Source organism: Nocardia sp. NPDC004654 (genome assembly GCF_040609595.1).
GTDB lineage: Bacteria > Actinomycetota > Actinomycetes > Mycobacteriales > Mycobacteriaceae > Nocardia.
The window spans coordinates 56,638-75,163 of sequence record NZ_JBEXKI010000008.1 but is presented as its reverse complement, the minus strand read 5'-3'; the positions used below and the strand labels follow the sequence as shown (position 1 = coordinate 75,163).

Here is an 18,526-nt window from a genome sequence, read left to right as displayed (position 1 = left end):
TCAATTGTCCAGTACTTGGGCGACGGTATCGGCCATCCTGGCGCGGAAGGCGGCGGGGGCGAATGTGGCGGCGTGCGCGCGGATTTCGGTGGGGTCGTAGACGGCGGGGTCGAAGTCCGTCATGGCCGCGGCGAGCGCGGCGGTCACGACGTCGTCGTTACCTGGCTCGACATAGTCGCCCGTGACTCCGGGGCGGACGGTGTCGAGCGCGCCGCCGAGCCCGACGGCGAGCACCGGCGCGCCACACGCCATCGCCTCGACCGGGACGATGCCGAAATCCTCGACCCCGGGCATGAGCAGCGCCCGGCAGCGGCGGTACATGTCCTGGAGGACCGCGTCGGAGGCCGCGCCGAGAAAGGTGGTCTCCGGTCCCGCGAGCGCGTCCAGTTGCGCGCGAAAACGTCCGTCGCCGACGACGACGAGGCGGCAGCCCGCCTGGCGCGCGGCACGAATCGCCAGATCCGGCCGCTTGTACGGGACGAGGCGGCCCGCGAAGAGGAAGAAGTCCTCCCGCTCGACCGCCGGATCTGGGGTGAAGCGGTGAATGTGAACCGGCGGGTTGATCACGGTCGCGGGCAGGCCCCACCAGTCGCGGACGCGGTCGGCGACGGCGTGCGAGTTCGCGACCACGTGCGTCAGGCGCGGTGCGGCCCGCGTTTCGCACCGGCGGGCCAGCGCGCCGAGCGCGGTGAGCGCGAGCCGCCCCGCACGCCCACCCGCCTCTTGGGCGCGGAAGGCGGGATCCCAAGCCCAGCGGGCCGGACTGTGCACGTAGGCGATGACCGGCGCCTCGGTCGCGAAGGCGGCCTGGGTGGCGAAGGCGTGATGACTGATGACGACCGCGTCGAAGCGTCCGCCGAGGGGGAGCCCGCGCAGCGCGCGCGGCGCCAGCGGAAGCAGCGGAGCGTGCGAACGACGCCCCGTGGCCGCGTGGGCGCGGCTGAGCCAGGTGTCGTGCACCCGGCGCAGCGGGGGACGGACACCCGCCGGATCGACGATCGGCGCGAAAACCTCGGAACCTGGCCAGGTTTCGTGCAATTCGGCGACCACCGCCTCGGAGCCGCCGTATTCGGTGAAGCGTTCGTGGACGATCGCGACGCGCGGTTCGGGCATGGTGGGTGGCACGCTCATTCGGTTTCGATCCGGCGCGGTTCGGCGTGTTTGCGCAGCGCTGGCGCGACCGGCCTGCCGTGCAGCAGCCCGTCGACGCCGCCCTGCTCGAGCGCCTTGCGGTAGACGACCGCCGCCTCGCGACAAGCCGAGATGGTCTGCGCCACATCGGCTTCGGTGTGCGCGGCCGAGGTGACGAAGGATTGACCGAGCACGCCGCGCTCGAGCAGTTCCTGCAGGAACAGCGTGCGAAACGCCTGCGAGGGCTCGCCGCCCGCGTCGCGCGTGGCGAAGATCAGGCACGAGGGTCTGCCGAGGACCGCGAGGCGGTCGGCGATGCCGAGTTCGGCGGCGACGGCGTTCACCCCGTCGGCGAGCAGTCGACCCGCGTGCTCCATCCGGGCGATGGGGTCGCCGGTCGTGTACTCGCGCGCGACCGCGCGAAAGGCCGCCAGCGCGGACGATTCCGGGCCGTGCGTGGTGGAGAGCAGGAACACCCGTTCCCGGTCGGTGCGCAGTCCGCCGAGTTCCATCAGTTCGCGCTTGCCCGCCAGCGCCGAGAGGGGAAATCCGTTGCCCATGGCCTTGCCCCAGCAGGACAGGTCGGGCCGCACGCCGTAGACCGCCTGCGCGCCGCCCGACGACCAGCGGAAGCCGGTGATCATCTCGTCGAAGACGAGCAGGGTGCCGTGCCGGTCGCAGAGGTCGCGCACCCCTTCGAGGAACCCCGGCTCGGGTTCGGCCAGCGCGGTGGCCGCCTCCATCACCACCGCGGCCACGGCCTCGGTCTCCAGCACCGCGGCGAGCGAGGCCAGATCGTTGTAGCGGAACCGCGTCGTCCCCGCGACCGTCGTGGCGGGAATGCCGCTGGCCATCGGCGTGGTGCCGATGAACCAGTCGTCCACCGAGAAGAACGGCTGGTCGCAGACCGCGATCACGGTGCGCCCGGTGGCGGCGCGGGCCAGCCGGACGGCCGCGGTGGTGGCGTCGGAGCCGTTCTTCGCGAACTTCACCATGTCGGCGCCCGGCACCAGCTCCAGGAAGTCCTGTGCGGCAAGCAGTTCCAGCTCGGTGGGGCGACTGAAGCTGACGCCGTCGGCGATCGCCGCGCCCACCGCCTCCAGCACCGGCCGGTAGCCGTGGCCGAGGGTGACCGACCGAAGGCCCATGCCGTACTCGATGTAGCTGTTGCCGTCGGCGTCCCAGACCCGGCACCCGCTGCCGCGCACCAGGATCGGCGCCATCGACTCAGGATATTGGTCGGCGCCGCGGGCATAGGTGTGCGCGCCGCCCGGCACCAGGTCGTGCAGGCGCGCCTGGAGTTCGCTGCTGCGCGCGAACCCGCGATGTCGTGGTGTCGGTTCCTCAGCCGTGCGGTGTTCCATACCGATCTCCTGGCCTCGCGGTACGGCCGCGCGCACGGTGAAAACTATTGCGCGCGAGGCATTCTGCGCCAACTCTACGTCCGGCGCGGTGTCGTGTCGTTCCGAACCCGCGGGCTTCCGTCGCGTTCACTCGGGATCCGTCGGAACGGTGACCGCCCACAAGTCGTGGTCGGCGCGGCGGCCGGTCGCGCCGACGAATCGGCTCATGCGCCCCTCCCGAACCATGCCGACCTCGGCGGCCACGGCGGCGGCGTCGCGGTCCCCCGGTTCGATCGCGGTGTCGATGCGGCACAGCCCCAGTGCGCCGAAGGCGTAGGCGACGAGCAGCCGGGTAGCCGTGGTGCGCACCCGGCCCTCCTCGGCGCCGAGCGCGGGATCGGTCCAGACGAACATGCGCGCGTTGCGGTCGAACATATCGAGGTCGAACAACCGGCACTCGCCCGCGTACACGCCGTCCACCTCGATGGCCAGCACCAGTCCCGCCGACGAACGCAAGCCCGGTCTGGCCAGTAGCGATTCGCGCAACCACTGACTGTTCGAGTGCTTCGCCGCCCACTCCGATTCCAGCGCAGCCGGATCGGGATCGAGCGCGGCCCTGGCCCGCAGTCGGGCCGCACGCCACTGTCGCCCGTCCGTGAGCCGCCGTTTGCGCAACACCACCCGGGGGTCGTCCAGGTCGCCGAGCGGCGTGACCTGCGTGGCGTGCAGTGGATCGAGCAGGTGCAGCGCGCGGCCCGCGTAATACCTTGCCGCGGCGGCCATCACGGTACCGGCGGGCACGGGCGGGTCGGGCGGGCCCGGCGCGGGGACGGGTGCGAGCGTGGGATGGTCGGTGCGATGTCTGCGCACCCACGCGGCGGTGAAGCCCTCGGGCGGGGCCATGGCGGCGGTGACCGCCCACAGCTCGTGATCGCGCCGCGCGCCACCGGCGTCGAAGTAGCGGGTCATCATGGCTTCGCGCTGAAACCCCAGTCGCGCCGCACCGCTCGCGGTCGCCACGTTGGCGGGCGAGATGGGGGCGGTGATGCGTTGCAGCCCGACCGGCCCGAACCCGAAGTCGATCAGCATCGCCGCCGCCAGACCCCCGATGCCGTGCCTGGCCACCTCCGCGTCGACCCAGACGCCGAGTTCCGCGCTGCCCGCCTCGGTGTCGATGGAGATCAGCTCGACCTGACCCGCGAAGCGGCCGTCCACCTCGATCACCATGGCGACGCGCCGACCCGCACGCGCCTCGCCGCGCACCGAGAGGCATTCGCGCACCCACATTTTCGCGGTGTGCCGCGCGCTCCAGTCCAGCGGCGAACTCGACCAGAACGGTTCGATGAGCCGACGGTCCCGCAACCGGATCCGCCGCCACTGCCCGTGATCGGCGATTCGGGGCGGTCGCAGCACCACGGTGGCCCCGTGCAGGACCACCGGACCGAGCCGGACGCGGGACAGCGAGGTCTGCTGGTCGGACACGGGTCACTCCTTGGGACGCCGGCGGCCGAGGGATGTCGTCCGTAGCGCGCCGTCGGTGCTCACCGACAACCGCCAATAGCCGCCCGCGGCGTCCTTGAGCACGAGACCGGCGTCGGGATGGTCGGACAACCACGCGCCACTGGAGAGCACCGCGGACCGGACGGTCCCGTCACCGGTCTGCGCCTGGAAGATATCGGCGTCGCTGCGCCCCGCCCGGCCGACCAGGGTGCCGTCGAATCGCGGCGTGCGCAGGCTGTTTCGGCTGATCACCGTCCAGCCGTCCGGGAAGAGGCCGGGCTCGAGATCGTCGGAGGCGCTGGAGATCAGGTTGACGGCGGTGCCCTCCGGACAACCGGTGCGGTCCACCCGCACCTCGACCGGATGTTCGTCCAGATCCTTGTCGAACTGCACGTTGGCCAGGTAGGGCTGACGGCAGTAGGCCAGGTCCAGGCAGATCTCGCGCGCCGCCACCTTGCAGTTGACCATGCCGAACTGCGCGGGCCCGCCGCGCTCGGTCCGCCCGATCGCCAGCGCGACGTCCGCGCCCTCGAACCACACGTTGGTCAGCCACCAGTCGTTGGCCGCGCCGTCGACATCGATGTGGCGGACCGTGGTGCGCGGATCGCTGTCGGAGACGAATTCCACGTTGCTGAGCGCCAATCCGGCGTTGTGGTCGTTGCCGGTGCCGAGCACGCCGACGTAGTTGCTGGTCAGCTTGGACGAGGTCACGTAGTTCTGGATGCACGACGTGACGATGCCGAAGCCGAAATTGTTGATGTCGCAGTTGACGAAGGACGTGCCGCCGGTGTTGTCCCTGAGCACGACGCCCCGCTGCTCCAGGAAGCGCGGATGGTTGCCGCTGAGATGGTTGCCGCGGATCACCACCGAATCGAACGAGCAGCGGAAGCACTCGGACAGGTCGACGGCGGTCGCGCGCGGACCGGAGAGGTAGAAACCCAACCGCGCGAACCGGACTCGATTGCGCCTGCGCAGCGAGATCAGCGTGGTGTCGGTCTCGCACACGATCAGCGAGACGTCGCCGCCGTCGCCGAGCACGGTCGCGTAGTCCGCCATGGCCGGCCAGCTCGTCACCTTGTAGCGGCCCGCGGGCAGATAGAGGACCAGCGGTTCGTCCCGCACATCCGCGGCGGCGGCGATCGCCGCGGTGTCGTCGGCCACGCCGTCGCCGACCGCGCCGAAGTCGCGCACGTTGCGGGCCGCGGGCGCGTCGGTGACGTGCGGCGAACGGAAACCGATACCGGGCGGCTCCGGGTCGGCGCAGGCCGCCGCGAGCGGGACCGCGGCCGCGGCGCCCAGCGACGCGGCGAGCAGTCGACGTCGGCCTACGCCCTCGTCGGTCATCTCCGCAGCCTCCCCACTACCCGCTGCAAGCGGTTGCCCGGCCTGCTGTACGCTACCGCGCCGGTGAGTCGCTCGGAGCCGAATGTGGCCAGGGCCCCGCGCAATTGGGGCGCCGTTGTGGCGCCGAGCTCGACGACGCCCAGCGCGTGCTCGCACAGCGGCGCGACCGCGATGGCGTCCGCGGCCGCGGCGACCGGGGCGGTCTGCACCAGGACGTGCTCGAAATCGGCTTGGAGTCGGGCCATTACGTGCGCGAACCGGTCGGAGGCGAGCAGATCCGCGGTCTGCAGGTCGGTGTCGCCCAGCGGCAGCACGGTGATGCCGGTCTCCGGCCATCCCGTCAGCGACTCGGCGGCGGGCGCGCCACGCAGGACCGCGGCCAGCCCTCGCCCGTCGCCGGTGGCGAATCGTCGTGATCCACCGTGGCCGGAGGTGTCGGCATCGACCAGCAGCACCGAGCGACCGGTGTCGGCGAACGATTTCGCCAGCGCCAGCGCGACTTCCGGCTCGGACCGCGGTGAGAGGCTGGTCAGCAGGATGGTGTGCGCGGGCCCCTCGCGCAGCAGCCTGGTGCGCATCCGGCGGGTCTCGTCGGTCGCGCCGGGGCGGCCCTCGTCGATGATGCCGAGGATGGGCACCGGCAGCAGCGCCTCGAGATCGTTGGACGTGCGCAGCGTGCGGTCGGTGCGGTCGCGCAGGAACGCGGCGAGCGCGCCGAGCGCGAGCCCGGCCAGCAGACCGAGGGCCAGGATCCGCCCGGACTGCGGACCGGCGGGGGAGCGCGGCAGCTCGGCCCGGTCCACCACCGCGACGCGGGCGGCGGGCGCGGCGTCGCGTTCGATCGTCTCCAATTCGTCTATGAGCCTGCGGAAGTGGGCGACGACGGTGTTGGTGAGGTCGCGCGCCCGCTGGGCGTTGCCGTCGCTGACCGAGATGACGATGAGAGTGGTCGCGGGCGGCGAGGAGGCGGTGATCTTGCCGCGCAGTTCGTCGACGGACATGGTGATGCTCAGATCGTCGATGACCCGCGTGGCCACCGTGGCGCTGGTGGCCAGATCCAGATAGGACCGCACCCGCTGCTGAGCCGCCAACCCGCCCTGGTAGGAGTCGTTGACCGAGGTGCCGGTCGCCATCGAGACGTACATGGTGCTGGAGGCCACGTAGGTGGTCGGCTGACCGCGCAGATAGACCGCCGACGCCGCCAGGCACACCAGCGCCACCCCGGCGATGACGAGCCAGCGCCTGCGCGCGATCCGCCAGTATTCGGTCAACCCCATTGCCAGGACCCTCTTTTCGCTACCGGTACGACGGGTGGAACGGACAGCGGTGATGCGGCGCCGACCTGAAAGCGCCGCCGGACCTCGACGACCGCCGCGTGGATGAGCCAGGCCAGCACCGCGGCCTGCAGGAACTTGCCGAGGTTCTCCATGCTGCCGAGGATTCCGCGTTCGAACAGCACCGAGGAGCCGGTCACCGCCAGGCCGAGCACTACGACGGGGAACATCCGCGAGTACAGCGATCGCGCCCACGCCAGCAGCAGCGCGAAGGTGAACAGTGCCCCGATCAGCACGCCGGTCTGGCCGCCGAGCACGTAGCCCTCGTTGAGGTTGCCCTCGGCCAGCGACACCGAGACCGTGCTCATGTCCACCGAGGCGCCGCGCACGTCCTGCGCCCACGCCGTGCCGGACTGGAACTTCTCGGTGCCGAGCAGCTGGGCGGGCACGAGACTGAAGGCCGCGTTGTGCAGCACTTCGCCCGGCGTCAGCCAGTGGCCGGGACCGTGGAAGTAGGCGTCGGTGGCGGCCTCGAGCAGATCGAAGCGGCGCAGGATGCTCAGGAACGGGCGCATGGCGGGCGGATAGTCCGAATCTATCAGCGCCGCTTCGGCTTTGGCGAGATCGGTAGTCTTGAACGATTGCAGCCAGCCGAACCCGCCGATGCCGAGCACGCCGATCCCCGCGACACCGAACGCCTTGGCGCGTGTCCACCCGCCGATGGCGAAACGGATCGCGACGGCCATGGCCGCGCCCATGATCGGCGTCTTGGACTCCACCACCGCGGTCCACAGCAGCTCACCGGCCAGCATCGCGCCGACGACGAGCGCGGCGATCTCCCGGCGCGCCGGGCGCGCGAACACGATGAGGCCGAGCGCCGCCACCGTGGCCAGGATCGAGACGAAGCTGAGGATCGGGTTGGCGCTGGTGACGTCGCCCGCGCTGCCGACGGATCCGGTCGCCACCGAGGCGGCGCGGCCCAGCAGGCCGAGGGCGTACATGGTGACCAGCGTCGGTATCAGATCCGGGTCGGCGGCCAGCTCGGGCGCGGCGGCGGGCGGGCGCCTGCGCGCCCACACCGCGTAGGCCGCCACCAGCGCCGCGTACACCCACAATCCGAACACGACGTGGTCGAGCGCCAGATCGATGCCGCGGTCGTAGCCGAGCTCGGCCAGCCGCGGGTCGGGCACGTTGTCGCCGTAGTGCGGTTCGGGCCGCACCGCGAGCAGGACCAGCGGCCGGGCGATGTAGGACAGCGACCAGAACGCGGCCTGGGCGATCACGAAAACCCGGACCACGCCGGGGATCCAGGCGGCGGCCACGACGAGGGTGAGCAGCGCGCCCGCGACGGCGGCGAGTTCACTCATGCCAGCCCCTCCAGCGCGGCGAGAATCTCGCGCGCGCGGTCGACGTAGCGGTGTCCGCCTTCGACGATCCTGCGGTGCCCCGCCTCCGCCACGACCGCGGCCTTCTCGGGGTTGGCGGCGCACCAGTCGAGAATCTCGGGCAGTTCGGCGGGCTCGCCGAACAGGAAGCACTCGGCCGTATCGCGCAGCAGTTCGGCGTGCTCGTCGGTGCGCTCGCCGACGAAGAGCCCGCCCGCCGCGGGCACCTCGAACGTGCGACAGGTGTGGGTGTCGCGGTTGTCGGAGTTGAGCAGCACCAGGTTGGCGGTCACGGCGGCGATCACCGCCGAATAGTGCTGCCCGTACACCGGTCCCGCCACCACCGCGCCGGTGGTCCGCAGCTCGGGCACGCGCCGCCAGCCCGGACCGCGAATCAGCATGCGGTCGCCGTACTTTCGGGCCAGCGCGACGAGGTCGGCGCGGCGGTCCGGACGGCAGACGCCGACGAACCCGGCCAGGAACTCGCGCCCGCCGCGGCGGGCCGCGCGATGGTGCCAGGCCGGGTCGTAGGCGCTGCGCACGAAGGCGACCGCGCGGACGCCGCGCTCGCGCAGCTCGGGAACGTTGTGGCGCTTGGTGGTCACCACCAGATCCCAGTCCGCCTCGTGCGCGAGGTAGTTGGAGGTGATGTTGGCCGGATTGGCGACGTCGTCGGGGCTGTAGTGCACCCGCCGCGCGGCGGGCGTCGCGAGCAGCCTGCGCTGGTCCAAGTGCACCGACTTGAACGCGAACAGCAGATCGGGGCGGAAAGCCGCTGCCGCGCCGTCGATCTCGGCGTGCAGGCGCTCGGTCGTCCGCGGCGCGCGCCGCCGCGTCGCCTTGGCGTACAGCCAGGGCGGGGACAGCCGCGCGGGCAGCGTCACGGGCGTCGAGTCGACGACGAGCACCTCGTGCCCGGCCTGACGGAAGCCGTCGGCGAGCGACCGGGCATTGCTGCCGATCCAATCGTCGCCGACATAGAGGATTCTCACGCGCCGCCCTCCTCGCGCATCAGCACCACCGCGGGCGCGCTCGCGACCGGTACGGTCCGCTCGCGCACGATCAGCCACCGCACGCGCGCGAGATACCAGGCGGCGACCGTGAATTCGATGACCACCGCGCCGTACACGAGCGTCCACACCGAGTGCGTGCGGAACGCGATCGCCAGCGCGGCGACGGCCACGCAGGTGCCGAGCACCGCGCCGATCAGCACGCCGGTGGTGTCCTGCCGCACCGGAAGCACCGCGGTGGTGACGAACGAGGTGACGGTGGTGGCGGGCAGCATCAGCACTTCCACCCGCAACAGCCCGATGGCGCCGGTGAACTCGTCGCCGAAGACGAGATGGATGAGCACGGGCGCGGCCAGCCACACCGCCGCGGCCGCGACCGTCGCCAGGCAGACGGCCGCCGCGAGCGCCTGCAGGGCGTTCCGCCAGAAGCGGTGGTCGGCGCCGCGCCGCGCCATCCGCGGCAGCAGCGCGAAACCGATGGCGTCCAACATGGATTGGATGGCGCGCACCAGGCGATCGCCCGCGGAGTACAGGCCGAGCGCGGCCGCGTTGAGCACCGCCGCGTAGACCGCCGCCGCGCCCTGCCCGTACAACGTGATCAGCAGGCGCGAGGTCAGCACCGGCGCGCCGGTCCGCAGCACCGCGCGCACCAGCCGAGGCCGGGCGGGTCTGCCATAGGTGCGCAGCGAATCCCACCAAGTCAGCACGACGGTCGGCACCGAGGACACGAGCAAGCAGAGCAACGCGACATGCGCGTGCGGCAGCCGGGGCAGCAGCACGACCAGCAGAATCAGATAGCCGATCCGGCCCACCGCCTGGTACGCCGTAGACGTGCCGAAGCGACCCTGGCCGATCAGCAGCCAGTCCTCCGACACCGACCAGAATCCGCCCGCGAACAGGCCGAGCAGAATCATGTCGACCTCGTCGGGCACGCCGATCGCGAGTCCGGCGGCCAGCGCGGCGCCGAGCACCGCGAAGCCCATGGCGCGGATGGTCAGGTAGTCGCCGCGCAGCTGGTTGATGTAGCCGTGCCGGTCGTCGCGGTGTTCGCCGGTGTCGTGCACGCGAGCGGCGAGAAACGAGGTGATGCCGAGGTCGACCAGCAGCGAGCCGATGAAATAGGAGGACATGCCGATCGCCAGCAGCCCGAGCCCGTGTGCGCCGAGCACGCGCGCGATGAGCGGCACGGTCACCACCGTGATGACGTATTGGCCGTACTTGCCGAAGCTGACGTAGCCGATGTCCCGCAGCACCGCCAACAGCCCGTGCGAGCGGTGCGCGCCGCCGCCGGACGAACCGCGCGCCCCGTCGCCCCTGCGGTGCGCGCCGCCTGGTGCGGCGCGGTCCGTGGAAGGCGGGGCCTCAGACATGGGCGGCGCCCCGGTGCTGAACGATCCGGCCGAGGAAGGCGGCGACGGATCGGGCGGTCGCGGCGACGTCGAAAGCCTTCGCGCGCTCGCGTCCGGCCACGGCCAAGCGGGTGCGCAGTGCGGGAGCGCCGATGAGGGAGTCCAGCGCGGCGGTGAGCGCGGCCTCGTCGCCCCCGGGGACGAGCAGCCCGTCGACGCCGGTGGTCACGATCTCTTCCGGGCCGCCCGGCGCCGAGGCGATCACGGCACAGCCCGCGTGCATCCCTTCCACGACGACCTGACCGAACGGCTCCGGCAGCACCGAGCAGTGCACCAGGATGTCGGCGTCGCACAGATACGGTCGCGGGTCGTCGACGTGGCCGGTGCGGGTCACCGGAAGCGCGAGATCCGCGGCCAGCCGGTCCACTTCGGCGCCGAAGGATTCCTCGTCGAAGAACGTGCCGCCGATCAGCAGCACCCGGCGCGGCCGGACCTTCGTCGCGGCGACCGCGCGCAGCAGCACGTCTTGGCCCTTCCACGGTGCGACCCGCCCCAGCACAGCGATCACCGTTTCCTCGGGATCACGTTGCGCCGCGCGCAGCGGCGCGATCCCGAGTTCGACTCCGGGATAGGCGACTTCGGCCGGGCGGCCGCCGGTGCGCAGCGTCGCGAGCGTGGTCCGGCTGTTGGCCAGGAAGCCCTGTGCCGCGAACCGTCCGAGCAGCCCGACGACCAGCGCGGGCAAGCGTCCGAAGTAGTCGGCCGCGATCCGGTCGTGCACTTGCCACACCAACGGGATGCGAGCCCGCCGCGCCGCGACCGTGCCCATCACCAGCGCCTTGGTGCTCTCGGCGACCAGCACGTCGGCCCGCCTGGTCGCGGGGTGCCCGCCGAGTGCCCAGCCCAGGCGCAGCAGCGCGATCGCACCGGCCAGCAACCGCAGCGGACCGGAACCGATCGTCATGGCGCGGCTGTCGAAAGTGCCATGGAGTACATGTGTTTCGACACCGCGCGCCCGGGTCCGTTCGACCATCGGACCGTCCTCTGTGTAGATCATCGCGACCTCGGCGAGCCGCTCGGCGCGCAGCGCGCCCAGCAGTCGCGAGGTGGCCAGTTCGGCGCCGGAGGGCGCCGCGGTGTGCGCGAGGAACAGGGCGCGGATCGTCATGTGATATTCCGGTACATCGCCACGTGGCGCTGCGCTGTGACATCCCACGAGAAGGTCTCCGCGTGCGCGCGGCAGCGCTCGGGTGTGGGCAACGCGCCGTGCAGCGCCGCGGTGATTCTTGCGCCGAGCGCCTCTGCCTCGCCCGCCGGGACGATGAGCGAAGGATCGAGGCCGCGAACCGAATCCGGGAGGCCGCCGCAGTCGGTGACGATCGGCGCCCGGCCTGCCGCGAGGGACTCCAGCGCGATCAGGCCGAACCCCTCCAGCGCGGTGGTCGGCACCACCGTGAGCGCGGCCTGCTCGTACAGGTCGGCGAGCCGGTCGTCGGCGACGTGCCCGGCGAAGACGATGGAATCGCCGAGACCCGCGCCCGCGGCCATGGCGCGCAATTCCCTTTCGGCCGTGCCGGTTCCGACGATCACCAGACGCGCGTCGGGATGTTCGGCGACCACCCCCGGCCAGCAGCGCAGCAGCGTGTCGATGCCCATGCGGCGTTCCAGTCTGCGCACGCACAGGACGGTGCGCGTCTCCGTGCCGACCGGCAGCGGCGCGGCGCGGAAGCGGGACAGGTCGACGCCGGGCGGGATCACCGCGATCCGGTCCGCGGGAATCCGGTAGTCCGCGCCGAGCACGTCGCGAAAGTGGCTGGACAACACCACGAGTCGGTCCGCGCCCGCGTACCGCACTCGCTCGATCAGGTACTTCGCCTTGGCCGCCAGTTCGCTCTGCCCGGTCAGCCTGCTCTCCGCCGCCCACGGGCCGTGGAAGTGCACCACCAGCGGAAGGCTGCCGCGCCTGCCGATCGCGGCGGGTCCGTAGAGGCAGAAATGGCGGTCCAGCACGGTGGTCCGGCGCAGCGCGGCGCGATCGAGGAAGGCGACGCGGGCCCGCTTCGCGGTGGAACCGCCGGTGGCGCCCCATGATCTGGCGCCGGGCGGCTCCTCCCTGCCCGGCGCGCCCCAAGCCACCGCGGACACCGACACCTCGGGCCGACGGGCGAGCGCGTGGAACAACTCGGTGAAATACCGGTTGAGCCCCCCGGGTTCCGCGGCGAACCATTCGGAACCCGTCATGTGCACACGCAACGAACCCGTGCCTGCCACCACCCCGGCCCCCTACTCCCTGCCACGGTCGTGCGAGCCCGTCCGGCCGAACTCGCTTCCCGCGCAACAGTGTAGGACACCGAGGCGCGCTCGGCGGGGCATCGGGAACGGTAGCCGACACGGGTGGCGTCGGGTAGATTGCACAGCGAGTTCGTGCTCGGCACGAGCCGACCCGCGGGGGACCGGCGGGAGGACTGACAACAGTGGGGATCGGTAGTTCCGTGGCCGAGCGAGTCGCTCTCGCCGAGCGCGATATTCGTGTGCTCGTGGAGAACGGCGAGTACTGGCTGCGCAATCGCGGTGACATCGCCATGATGATCACCACCGTCGAACGGCTGCGCGCGCGCTGGCCGCTGGCCCGCATCGGGGTCCTCACCCACCAACCCGCCGTCCTGCGCGCGCTGCTGCCGGAGGCCGAACCCGTCTACGGTCCGGACTGGACCTGGGGTTCCGACGGCTGGACGGGAGCGGTAACCCGCACGGCGGCAACGAAACTGATCGGCCCCGCCGCGTTGCGCTGGCGCGCCGCCACCGACGGACCCAAGGACCGGATTCGCGGGTTGCGCACCGAGGACACGACCTCGGTTGCCGACCCAGCGGCCGCCGAGGTCCCCGCTGCGGAGGTTCCCGCGGCGCTCCGCGACGCGTCGCTGGTGCTCGCCCTCGGCGGTGGGTATCTGACCGATGTCGACAAGTACCAGGCGCATCGCACCCTGAACCTTCTGGAACAGGCACGCGCCCAAGGCATTCCGACAGCGTTGGTCGGCCAGGGGCTCGGCCCGCTGCGCGATCCGCGCTTGGTCGAACGGGCCGCCGAGGTGCTGCCCGGGGTGGATTTCGTGGCACTGCGGGAGAACCGGCGCGGACCGGAACTGCTGGCGCGGCTCGGCGTCGCGGCGGAACAGACGCTGGTCACCGGCGACGACGCCGTGGAATTCGCCTACCGGCTGCGCGACGCCCGCATCGGCGCCGACCTCGGCCTGTGCCTGCGGGTGGCGGAGTACGCGCCGGTCGGCGCGGCCGCGCGGGAGACGCTCGGCCGCGTAGTCCGGGAACGCGCCGCGGCGCTGGACGCGGGACTTCAGCCGCTGATCATCTCCGAATACGCCTCCGAGGACCGCCGCTCGACCCTGCCGCTGCTGGTGGGCGCGGCGCGGCGCAGGCCCCCGGTCGGGCGCGGCGGCACCCCGAGGGACGTGGCAAGGCAGGTGGCCCGCTGCCGCGTCCTGGTGACCAGCGCCTACCACCTCGCGGTTTTCGCGCTGTCCCAAGGCATTCCGGCGGTCGGGATCACGGCGTCGGAATACTACGACGACAAGTTCCACGGCTTGGCGGGGATGTTCGGCGCCGGACTGCGGGTGGTGCACCTGGACGACCCCGACCTGGAATCGGCGCTGCGGCAGGCGGTCGACGAGCTGTGGGAAGCCGCCCCTGGTCTGCGGGACCCGTTGCAGCAGAAGGCCGTCGAGCAGATCGACGCGAGCCGGGCGGGTCTGGAGCGCGTGTTTCGACTGGTGGAGAACGGCCCGGTCGCCCGGGTCGACGGTTAGGGGGCTGTCATGGCATCGCTGTCGGTGTGCGTTCCGGCGTACAACTCGGGGCGGACGCTGGACGCCACGCTGCGTTCGATTCTCGCGCAGGACGAGGACTTCGAGCTGCTGGTGCTGGACAACGCCAGCACCGACGACACGGGGGAGGTGGCGCGCTCCTTCGACGACCGCAGGGTGCGGGTGCTGCGCAACGACACCGTCCTGCCCATCGGCGCGAACTGGGACAAGGCCATCACCGCCTCGGCCGGAACGCTGGTGAAGGTGGTCTGCGCCGACGACGTGCTGCGGCCCGGCGCGCTGACCGCGCAGCTCGCGGTGATGGCGGACGCCTCGATCGCCATCTCGTCGAGCCGGTTCGAGGTGATCGACGAGGCGGGCGCGGTCCTCGAATCCGGGCTCGGCCTGGCCGGCCTGCTCGGCAGGCAGACCCCGCGCGCGCTGGCGCGCACCATCGTGCGGCGCGGGCCCGCGGACTTCGGGCCGACGGCGGCCGCCATGTTCTACCGCGAGCACTACGACAAGGTCGGCGGCCTGCGCGGCGACCTGGTGTTTCCGATGGACGTGGATCTGTTCGCCAGGGTCAGCTCGTTCGGCGTCTTCTTCGGGATGACGGAAATCCTTGCCGCCTGGCGCAATTCGTCGTTCAACCTGTGCAGCCAGACCTCGACGGTGAGCAAGCTGACCGACATGTACCGGTTCCACCACCGCATCGCGCACGACTACCCGGACCTGGTGCACCGCGGCGACGTGCTGGCCGGGGACACCAGGCTGGCCAGGGCGGCACTGCACCGGTTGCGAGTGCGGGCGCTGGCGACCGTACGGAACCGCCCGGATCTGCTCGTCTGATCCGGGCGGCCCGCGGCGGGCTCAGAGGGTCCAGAGCTTTCCGTAGGTGATCACCGTGTCGCCGGTCGCGCCGACGATCATCACGAACGGGCGGATGTTGGTCGGCCCGAGCACTCCGGTGACGGTGCCGTGGAAGCCCGACATCCGGATGAAGCCCGAGGTGCCGGAGATTTCGCCGCTGGCGCATTCGACCGTCCGGATGCCCGGCCCGAAGCCGACCTCCACCTCCACGCCCAGCTGCGGAATCAGGCTGTCGATCTTGAGCAGCGCCCCGTCACCGCCGCCGAGATCGACGCCGAGGCCCGGCGTCGAATACTCGAACCGGATCTTGCCGTTCAGCGTGGCGGGAAACCCGACCTGGTAGCCGATGGTGATCCGGCCCTTCCAGTCCTCGGCCTGCGGGCCGGAGATCTTGAAGGCCGCCTCCCCATGGTGGAACCACTCCCTGGTCAGCGGATTGCCGTCCAGCGGAGGCACGAAATCGATGCGGGTGTCGGCCGCGATGGCCTCCACAGCGCGGTTCTCGCGGTCCACGATGGTATTGCTGCTGTCGACCACCGCCGCGGCGGAGCCGTTCCCGAAGACCAGCCCGGCCGCCACAACGGCGGCGAGCGCGAGGGCGCGCACGCCTCGATGGCCTAGCTGGTTGCTGTCACTCATCAGAATCCCCTCTGTCTGAAAACAAGTCGTACCGAAGAACGTGATCCGGCGCCGCCGAATCACGTTGCGGCGCGGTGCGCCATCGCTGTCTCTCGACCTCCTTCCCGCGGTCCGGCGGGCGTGTCGACGACCCAGCGCCCGTCGAGTTCCGGATAGGCCGCGCGCACCTCGGCAAGCAGATCGGGCAGGGTGAGCAGCACGAGATCCGGTCGCGCCGAGACGAGTTCACGCGGCGCGACGATCGGGATGTCGGTGCCCGGCATCCGTCGTCCGTGCTTGGCGGGGGAGGCGTCGGCGACCCCGGCGAGCAGACCCCGGTGCGCCCCGGCAAGGCTGAACAGGGCGACCGCGCGCGACGCGGCGCCGTAACCGAAGACCCGCAGGCCGCGCTGCGCCTGTTCGTCGAGCCAATTGCGCAGCGTGCGCGCGTGCAGGCCGGCGGCGCGCTGTAGTGCGGGCAGTCCGTGCGGATCTATGTGCGGCGCTTCGCTGTCCAGCGCCAGTCCGACGGAATCGTCGCTCGGGGCGGCGCCGTGCACCGCGCGCACCAGGACGGTGCCGCCATAGAGGTCGAAAGACCATGCGTGCGTGACGCTCATACCGACGTCGCCCAGCAGACCCTGGAGCGCGGCCAGCGAGTAGTAGGCGAAATGCCCGTGGCGCAACGCGTTCCACTGCCCACTCGCCACTATGGCGGCCAGCGAGTGGTACTGGACGAGCAGCGCGCCGTGCGGCGCGGTCGCCGCGGCGCGCCGACGGAAGGCGGCCCGCTGGTCTGGCTCGTGCATGATCCCGAAGCAATCCAGCACCACGTCGGCAGGCCCCGCGGTCTCGGTGAAGCCGCGCACCGCCAGCAGCGGCAGCCAGGTGCCGCCGTGCGGGCTGCCGAACTCGCGGACCGTGCGTCCGATCAGCAATCCCGTTCCCGCCACCTCGGCCACCGCCGCGACCGCCTGCTCGCGCAGGGCACGCGGCTCCACGCCGCGCGGTTCCGCGGTGACGGTGTCGTCCTCGGCGAGCTGGGCCAGTCCGCACGCGGCGCAGTGGTCCATCCGCAGCGGGTGTCCGGCCTCACCGGGCTCGATCGGGTCGTCGATCAACGGAAAATGGTCGGCCGCAGGGACTTTCCCGAGATCCAGAATCGCGCGCAGGTCAGCGGCCCCGCAGCCGCGGCAGACGTTCCCCGGCTCGGAACTCATGCCGGATCCCCTTCCCTCATGGCACGATGACCCCGTGCGTATCGAGCAGACCGAGCTCGCCGACGTCCTGCTGCTCATACCGCGGCCGTACCACGACGCTCGGGGCTTTTTCACCCGGACCTTCGACGCCGAGCTGTTCGACGAGCGACTCGGCACGCCGGGCGCCGCGGCCGCGTTCGTCCAGGACTCCCAATCCCGTTCCGCGCGCGGCGTGATCCGCGGCATGCACGGCCGCTCCGGGAGCGGCGAGGCCAAGTTGGTGCGCTGCGCGCACGGCGCGGTACACGACGTGCTCGTCGACATCCGGCCCAGCTCGCCCACTTTCGGTCGGCAGCAGGCTTTCCGGCTGGACGACAACGACTTCCGGCATTTGTACGTGCCGCCCGGCTTCCTGCACGGCTTCCAGGCGCTCACCGCGACGGCCGATGTCTGCTACCGGATCGACCGGCCGCACGACCCGGCCGCGGACATCGGCGTCGCCTACGACGATCCCGATCTCGGCATCGCCTGGCCCCTCGCGGTGACCGAGGTCTCGGCGCGCGACGCGGGCGCGGGCAGCTGGGAACAGCTGCTGCGCACCGTCTGGCGACGTCCCGCGTCGAACTGATCCGCCGCGTACCCCCTTACGGGTGCGCGGGGGCCGGGACGCCGACCCGGCGCATCGAGGCGTCGAGCACACCCGAGTCGCACAGCTTCCGCAGGTGCGGCAGCCTGGTGAAGCGCTGGAAGAAATCACCACTGGTCAGCCCCCTCGCGGTGTACTCCTGGTACAGCTCGGTCGCGCCCGCGGGCACGGTCCACACGGCGCGGAAGCCGATCGCCCGGCGCGCGGCGGAGAAGTCGACGCGATAGGAGCGCGGGTCCGCGCCGCTCTCGCCGGTGATGACCAATCGGGAGCCGGGCACGGCGGTGACCACGGCCGCCGCGATCTCGGCGACCGTCAGATTGTTCTGCTCGGTGCCGATGTTGAACGCGCGGCTGTGGATCGCGTCGACCGGCGCGGTCAGGCAGGTCGCGAAGGCGGCGGCGATATCGCGCGCGTGCACCAGCGGACGCCACGGCGTGCCGTCGGAGAGCACCTTCACCTCGCCGGTGAGCGCGGCGTAGCCGACCAGATTGTTCAGCACGATGTCGGCGCGCAGTCGCGGCGAGAAGCCGAAAGCCGTGGCGTTGCGCAGGAATACGGGGGAGAAGCCGGAATCGGCCATGGCCGCGACGTCGTCCTCGACGCGGACCTTGCTCTCCGCGTACGGGGTGATCGGACGCAGCGGCGCGTCCTCGGTGACCAGCTCCGCGCCAGCAGCGCCGTACACCGAGCAGGTCGAGGCGTACAGAAATCGCCGCACGCCCGCGTCTTTCGCCAAACGGGCCAGTCGCACCGAGGCGTGATGGTTGATGTCGTAGGTGATCTCGGGCGCGAGCGCGCCGAGCGGATCGTTGGACAGCGCCGCGAGATGGACGACCGCCTCGAATCCGGCCAGCTGCTCGACCGTCACGTCGCGCAGGTCGACCGAGAGGCCCGGCGGATCACCGGGCAGCGCGCCGAGCACGCAGTCGGCGAAGAGCCCAGAATCCAGACCGACCACGTCGTGGCCCTGTGCCCGCAGCAGCGGCACCATGACGGTGCCGAGGTAGCCCTGGTGTCCGGTGACCAGTACTCGCAT

General features: G+C 71.5%; 16 protein-coding genes. 3 read left to right on the top strand and 13 right to left on the bottom strand.

The window, feature by feature from the left end:
* The 10 genes from ABZV58_RS25815 to ABZV58_RS25770 form a co-directional block, all read right to left on the bottom strand.
* A complete protein-coding gene (locus ABZV58_RS25815; RefSeq protein WP_355003088.1) occupies positions 1 to 1,113 on the bottom strand; it encodes a glycosyltransferase in 1,113 nt (370 codons plus the stop codon).
* Between the two features lie 14 nt (positions 1,114 to 1,127).
* Complete coding sequence (locus ABZV58_RS25810; RefSeq protein WP_355002734.1) at positions 1,128 to 2,495, bottom strand: glutamate-1-semialdehyde 2,1-aminomutase; 1,368 nt, start codon at positions 2,493 to 2,495, stop codon at positions 1,128 to 1,130.
* 126 nt (positions 2,496 to 2,621) lie between these two features.
* Positions 2,622 to 3,956: a GNAT family protein gene (locus ABZV58_RS25805; protein ID WP_355002733.1), complete on the bottom strand. Its 1,335-nt coding sequence runs from the start codon at positions 3,954 to 3,956 to the stop codon at positions 2,622 to 2,624.
* A gap of 3 nt (positions 3,957 to 3,959) precedes the next feature.
* Positions 3,960 to 5,318, bottom strand: coding sequence for a glycosyl hydrolase family 28-related protein (locus ABZV58_RS25800; RefSeq protein ID WP_355002732.1), 1,359 nt, complete (start codon positions 5,316 to 5,318; stop codon positions 3,960 to 3,962).
* Positions 5,315 to 6,595, bottom strand: a complete 1,281-nt coding sequence (locus ABZV58_RS25795; RefSeq protein ID WP_355002731.1) for a protein tyrosine kinase — start codon at positions 6,593 to 6,595, stop codon at positions 5,315 to 5,317. The genes ABZV58_RS25800 and ABZV58_RS25795 overlap by 4 nt, the downstream gene beginning before the upstream one ends.
* Positions 6,586 to 7,959, bottom strand: a complete 1,374-nt coding sequence (locus ABZV58_RS25790; protein ID WP_355002730.1) for a hypothetical protein — start codon at positions 7,957 to 7,959, stop codon at positions 6,586 to 6,588. Before ABZV58_RS25790 ends, ABZV58_RS25795 begins: the two co-directional genes overlap by 10 nt.
* The gene (locus ABZV58_RS25785) at positions 7,956 to 8,969 is read right to left on the bottom strand and encodes a glycosyltransferase (RefSeq protein WP_355002729.1); all 1,014 of its coding nucleotides are present in this window, start codon (positions 8,967 to 8,969) and stop codon (positions 7,956 to 7,958) included. The genes ABZV58_RS25790 and ABZV58_RS25785 overlap by 4 nt, the downstream gene beginning before the upstream one ends.
* Entirely contained in the window at positions 8,966 to 10,357 is a 1,392-nt protein-coding gene (locus tag ABZV58_RS25780) for a lipopolysaccharide biosynthesis protein (protein WP_355002728.1), read from the bottom strand. Before ABZV58_RS25780 ends, ABZV58_RS25785 begins: the two co-directional genes overlap by 4 nt.
* The gene (locus ABZV58_RS25775) at positions 10,350 to 11,504 is read right to left on the bottom strand and encodes a glycosyltransferase family 4 protein (protein WP_355002727.1); all 1,155 of its coding nucleotides are present in this window, start codon (positions 11,502 to 11,504) and stop codon (positions 10,350 to 10,352) included. Before ABZV58_RS25775 ends, ABZV58_RS25780 begins: the two co-directional genes overlap by 8 nt.
* Positions 11,501 to 12,577 (bottom strand): glycosyltransferase family 4 protein, encoded by a 1,077-nt coding sequence (locus tag ABZV58_RS25770; RefSeq protein ID WP_355002726.1) that lies wholly within the window; start codon positions 12,575 to 12,577, stop codon positions 11,501 to 11,503. Before ABZV58_RS25770 ends, ABZV58_RS25775 begins: the two co-directional genes overlap by 4 nt.
* 233 nt (positions 12,578 to 12,810) lie before the next feature.
* Here ABZV58_RS25770 and ABZV58_RS25765 point away from each other — a divergent pair, with 233 nt between their 5' ends.
* Positions 12,811 to 14,157 carry a polysaccharide pyruvyl transferase family protein gene (locus ABZV58_RS25765; RefSeq protein WP_355002725.1) on the top strand — a complete coding sequence of 449 codons (1,347 nt, stop codon included), beginning with the start codon at positions 12,811 to 12,813 and terminating at the stop codon, positions 14,155 to 14,157.
* 9 nt (positions 14,158 to 14,166) lie between these two features.
* On the top strand, positions 14,167 to 15,003 hold the full coding sequence (locus ABZV58_RS25760; RefSeq protein WP_355002724.1) for a glycosyltransferase family 2 protein: 837 nt from the start codon (positions 14,167 to 14,169) through the stop codon (positions 15,001 to 15,003).
* Between the two features lie 21 nt (positions 15,004 to 15,024).
* Here ABZV58_RS25760 and ABZV58_RS25755 read toward each other — a convergent pair whose 3' ends face one another.
* Positions 15,025 to 15,663, bottom strand: a complete 639-nt coding sequence (locus ABZV58_RS25755) for an MspA family porin (protein ID WP_355002723.1) — start codon at positions 15,661 to 15,663, stop codon at positions 15,025 to 15,027.
* Between the two features lie 59 nt (positions 15,664 to 15,722).
* On the bottom strand, positions 15,723 to 16,862 hold the full coding sequence (locus ABZV58_RS25750; RefSeq protein ID WP_355002722.1) for a methyltransferase domain-containing protein: 1,140 nt from the start codon (positions 16,860 to 16,862) through the stop codon (positions 15,723 to 15,725).
* Between the two features lie 34 nt (positions 16,863 to 16,896).
* Here ABZV58_RS25750 and rfbC point away from each other — a divergent pair, with 34 nt between their 5' ends.
* On the top strand, positions 16,897 to 17,469 hold the full coding sequence (rfbC, locus tag ABZV58_RS25745) for a dTDP-4-dehydrorhamnose 3,5-epimerase (protein WP_355002721.1): 573 nt from the start codon (positions 16,897 to 16,899) through the stop codon (positions 17,467 to 17,469).
* A gap of 16 nt (positions 17,470 to 17,485) precedes the next feature.
* Here rfbC and ABZV58_RS25740 read toward each other — a convergent pair whose 3' ends face one another.
* On the bottom strand, positions 17,486 to 18,526 hold the full coding sequence (locus ABZV58_RS25740; RefSeq protein ID WP_355002720.1) for an SDR family oxidoreductase: 1,041 nt from the start codon (positions 18,524 to 18,526) through the stop codon (positions 17,486 to 17,488).

Excerpts from the sequence above, each read along its gene's own strand:
- ABZV58_RS25815 (WP_355003088.1), bottom strand. The coding sequence starts at position 1,113 with ATGCCCGAACCGCGCGTCGCGATCGTCCACGAACGCTTCACCGAATAC.
- ABZV58_RS25810 (WP_355002734.1), bottom strand. The coding sequence starts at position 2,495 with ATGGAACACCGCACGGCTGAGGAACCGACACCACGACATCGCGGGTTC.
- ABZV58_RS25800 (WP_355002732.1), bottom strand. The coding sequence starts at position 5,318 with ATGACCGACGAGGGCGTAGGCCGACGTCGACTGCTCGCCGCGTCGCTG.
- ABZV58_RS25795 (WP_355002731.1), bottom strand. The coding sequence starts at position 6,595 with ATGGGGTTGACCGAATACTGGCGGATCGCGCGCAGGCGCTGGCTCGTC.
- ABZV58_RS25790 (WP_355002730.1), bottom strand. The coding sequence starts at position 7,959 with ATGAGTGAACTCGCCGCCGTCGCGGGCGCGCTGCTCACCCTCGTCGTG.
- ABZV58_RS25780 (WP_355002728.1), bottom strand. The coding sequence starts at position 10,357 with ATGTCTGAGGCCCCGCCTTCCACGGACCGCGCCGCACCAGGCGGCGCG.
- ABZV58_RS25775 (WP_355002727.1), bottom strand. The coding sequence starts at position 11,504 with ATGACGATCCGCGCCCTGTTCCTCGCGCACACCGCGGCGCCCTCCGGC.
- ABZV58_RS25770 (WP_355002726.1), bottom strand. The coding sequence starts at position 12,577 with ATGACGGGTTCCGAATGGTTCGCCGCGGAACCCGGGGGGCTCAACCGG.
- ABZV58_RS25760 (WP_355002724.1), top strand. The coding sequence starts at position 14,167 with ATGGCATCGCTGTCGGTGTGCGTTCCGGCGTACAACTCGGGGCGGACG.
- ABZV58_RS25755 (WP_355002723.1), bottom strand. The coding sequence starts at position 15,663 with ATGAGTGACAGCAACCAGCTAGGCCATCGAGGCGTGCGCGCCCTCGCG.
- ABZV58_RS25750 (WP_355002722.1), bottom strand. The coding sequence starts at position 16,862 with ATGAGTTCCGAGCCGGGGAACGTCTGCCGCGGCTGCGGGGCCGCTGAC.
- ABZV58_RS25740 (WP_355002720.1), bottom strand. The coding sequence starts at position 18,526 with ATGCGAGTACTGGTCACCGGACACCAGGGCTACCTCGGCACCGTCATG.